Annotated in this window: 3 protein-coding genes; all 3 read left to right on the forward strand. The window is 41.9% G+C overall.

Translation table 11 applies throughout. The features are described 5' to 3' along the window. The coding region (ftsY, locus tag CWC30_RS17270) for a signal recognition particle-docking protein FtsY (RefSeq protein ID WP_138627715.1) at positions 1-1,053 on the forward strand (1,053 nt) is incomplete at its 5' end. A gap of 85 nt (positions 1,054-1,138) precedes the next feature. Continuing rightward, positions 1,139-1,816 carry a cell division ATP-binding protein FtsE gene (gene ftsE, locus CWC30_RS17275; protein ID WP_138627716.1) on the forward strand — a complete coding sequence of 226 codons (678 nt, stop codon included), beginning with the start codon at positions 1,139-1,141 and terminating at the stop codon, positions 1,814-1,816. Then, complete coding sequence (gene ftsX / locus CWC30_RS17280) at positions 1,813-2,799, forward strand: permease-like cell division protein FtsX (RefSeq protein WP_036980252.1); 987 nt, start codon at positions 1,813-1,815, stop codon at positions 2,797-2,799. The genes ftsE and ftsX overlap by 4 nt, the downstream gene beginning before the upstream one ends. The last annotated feature ends 285 nt before the right edge of the window (positions 2,800-3,084 follow it).

Raw genomic sequence — 3,084 nt, forward strand, 5'->3', positions numbered from 1 at the left:
GAGAACGAGCGTTTAGAACAAGAGCGTCTGGCTGCTGAAGAGGAGTCTGAACGCCTAGAGCAAGAGCGACTGACCGCAGAGCTTGCAAAGGAAGAAGCTATAAAAGCGGAAAAACCTAAAAAAGAAGGTTTTTTCTCTCGCCTCAAAAAAGGCTTACTGAAAACACGCGTTAATATTGGTTCTGGCTTTGCCTCAATCTTCAGCGGTAAAAAAATTGACGATGAGTTATTTGAAGAATTAGAGACTCAGTTACTTACTGCCGATCTTGGTGTTGATACCACCATGAAGCTAATCGATAACCTGACCGACGCCGCTGATCGCAAGCAGCTTAAAGATGGTGATGCGCTTTATGAATTAATGAAGCAAGAAATGGCAACTATGCTGAAAACAGCAGAGCAGCCTTTAGAAATACCAGCAGACAAAAAGCCTTTCGTTATCCTTATGGTAGGTGTAAACGGCGTAGGTAAAACCACCACCATTGGTAAAATGGCGAAACAATTTCAAAACCAAGGTAAATCGGTAATGCTTGCTGCCGGTGATACATTTAGAGCCGCAGCAGTAGAGCAGCTTCAAGTCTGGGGTGAGCGTAATAGTATTCCTGTTATAGCTCAGCACACTGGCGCTGATAGCGCCTCAGTGGTATTTGATGCCTTTCAAGCCGCTAAAGCGCGTAATGTTGATGTGTTAATTGCTGATACAGCAGGGCGCTTGCAAAATAAAGATAACTTAATGCAAGAGCTTGAAAAAATAGCCCGTGTGATGAAAAAAGTAGACCCAGATGCACCGCATGAAGTGATGCTTACAATTGATGCTGGCACAGGCCAAAATGCGATTAGCCAAGTAAACTTATTTAACCAATGTGTAGGTCTAACGGGTATCACACTATCAAAGCTTGATGGCACCGCTAAAGGCGGGGTTATTTTTGCCGTTGCTGATAAGTTTAATATTCCTATTCGTTACATTGGTGTAGGTGAAAGTATTGATGATTTACGCACCTTCAAGAGCGATGACTTTATTGACGCGCTATTTAGCCAAGATGAGGACGACGTTTAATTTACCAAAAGGGAGCCTGCTCCCTTTTTAATTGCAAGGAATACCAATTGCGTTAGGACGTTTAATGAGGTTGGCATAATAAAAAATGATAAATTTTCAGCAAGTAAGTAAAACCTATGCCGGTGGGCATCGCGCGCTTGAAAAAGTGAGTTTTCATATAAAACCAGGCGAACTGGCTTTTTTAACGGGCCACAGTGGTGCCGGTAAAAGTACACTTTTAAAGCTTATTAGCTTGATGGAACGTCCTTCTGCGGGCAATGTGTTTATCAATGGCGTGGATTTAAATAAGTTAAATTCACGACAAATTCCGTATGCACGCCGCGACATTGGTATTATTTTTCAAAATCATCGTCTATTAGAACGATACACGGTATTCGATAACGTTGCTTTGCCCTTAATTATTGAAGGGACTCACCACAAGCAAATTGCAAAGCGTGTGCATGGCGCGCTCGGTAAAGTGGGCTTGTTAGATAAAGTACGCTGTCATCCCTCCACACTCTCTGGCGGTGAGCAGCAACGTGTAGGGATTGCACGAGCCATTGTTAATTCTCCTCCTATACTATTAGCTGATGAACCTACCGGTAACCTTGATCCTGAGTTATCAATGGAAATATTACGCCTGTTCGAAGACTTTAATAAGCATGGCACCACGGTTTTAATTGCCACCCATGACTTGGGGTTAGTATCACGAATGAAGTATCGTAGCTTAACGCTTCATGATGGGCGGATGAGCCAAGATCCACTGGCTGAGGGTGTATTATGAGTTTACTGTTCAAAAGCCGTCAAAATAGTAATGATAAACAAAAAAAATCCGTATTCTCTGGCGGTTACTTTTTCATTATTAATATTTTTCGCCAAGGTGTGTACAGTCTTGGGGAAATGTGGCGCACGCCATTAGCCTCTATGATGACCATTGCTGTTTTGGGTTTGAGTTTAACGTTGCCCGCAACGTTATATTTAGTGGTTAAAAATGTGCAGCAAGTGAGTAGTGGTTTTGAGCAAGCCAGCGAAATATCCTTGTTTGTAAAAGAGGATATGAGCGAGCAAGAAACGCAAACTCTAGTCAAACGCTTAGCGCTATATCCTGAAATACAACGTGTGACTTTTATTTCTCGCACTGAGGCTTTGGATGAATTTAAAGAAATGTCTGGGTTTGGTCAGGCTTTAGAATACCTAGATAGTAACCCATTACCGAATGTGGTTTTAGTTACACCAACCCAGCGACATAGCCAACCTAATGCGGCTAAGCTATTGCTTAAAAAACTTGAAGGTGAACGCGAAGTTGATTTTGGTAAGCTTGATATTGCTTGGCTTGAACGTTTAAATGCATTACTCAGTTTGCTAAAAGAAAGTGTAATTACGATTGCGCTATTATTACTTACCTCAGTGACGCTTATTATAGGCAACACAATTCGTTTATCTATTATGGATAAAAAAGAAGAAATACAGGTAATGAAGCTCGTAGGGGCAACTAATACCTTTATTCATGCCCCCTTTTTATGGACTGGCATTTGGTATGGCGTGATTGGCGGATTGTTTGCTTTTATTTGCGTAGCATTAATGATGTGGTGGCTATCTGCTGCGGTAAGCAGTGTTGCAGGGGTATATCAAACCAGCTTTACGCTAATAGGGCTTAGCCTTAATGAATTTGGCGCGTTGGTATTGTTGGCCACTAGCTTAGGCTTTATTGGTTCCTACTTATCGGTTAACCGTTACATCTCAGAAATAGAACCCGATAAGGTTTAGGACCCTAATATAATTCTTAAAACTGTCATGTTTTAAGTTTAAAATTATAAAAAAGCCAAAGCAAAAAAGATTAATCTTTGCTTTGGCTAGGGTCTGTTGACCTTTGCGGATTAAAATTTGTTCAAACTAGGGGCGGTTTAATCGCGGCGCGAGGTTTGTAACCTAGTGGGCTAAGTAAAAACCGAGCAACAAAGAGTAAATCGCCCCTAGGCAGAACCCTTCGGGCAGCGCCTGTTTGGCATTGATGCTGCGTTATCACCTATTTATGGGGAATAACCACACCCC

Source organism: Pseudoalteromonas sp. S4741, from assembly GCF_005886135.1.
GTDB lineage: Bacteria > Pseudomonadota > Gammaproteobacteria > Enterobacterales > Alteromonadaceae > Pseudoalteromonas > Pseudoalteromonas tetraodonis.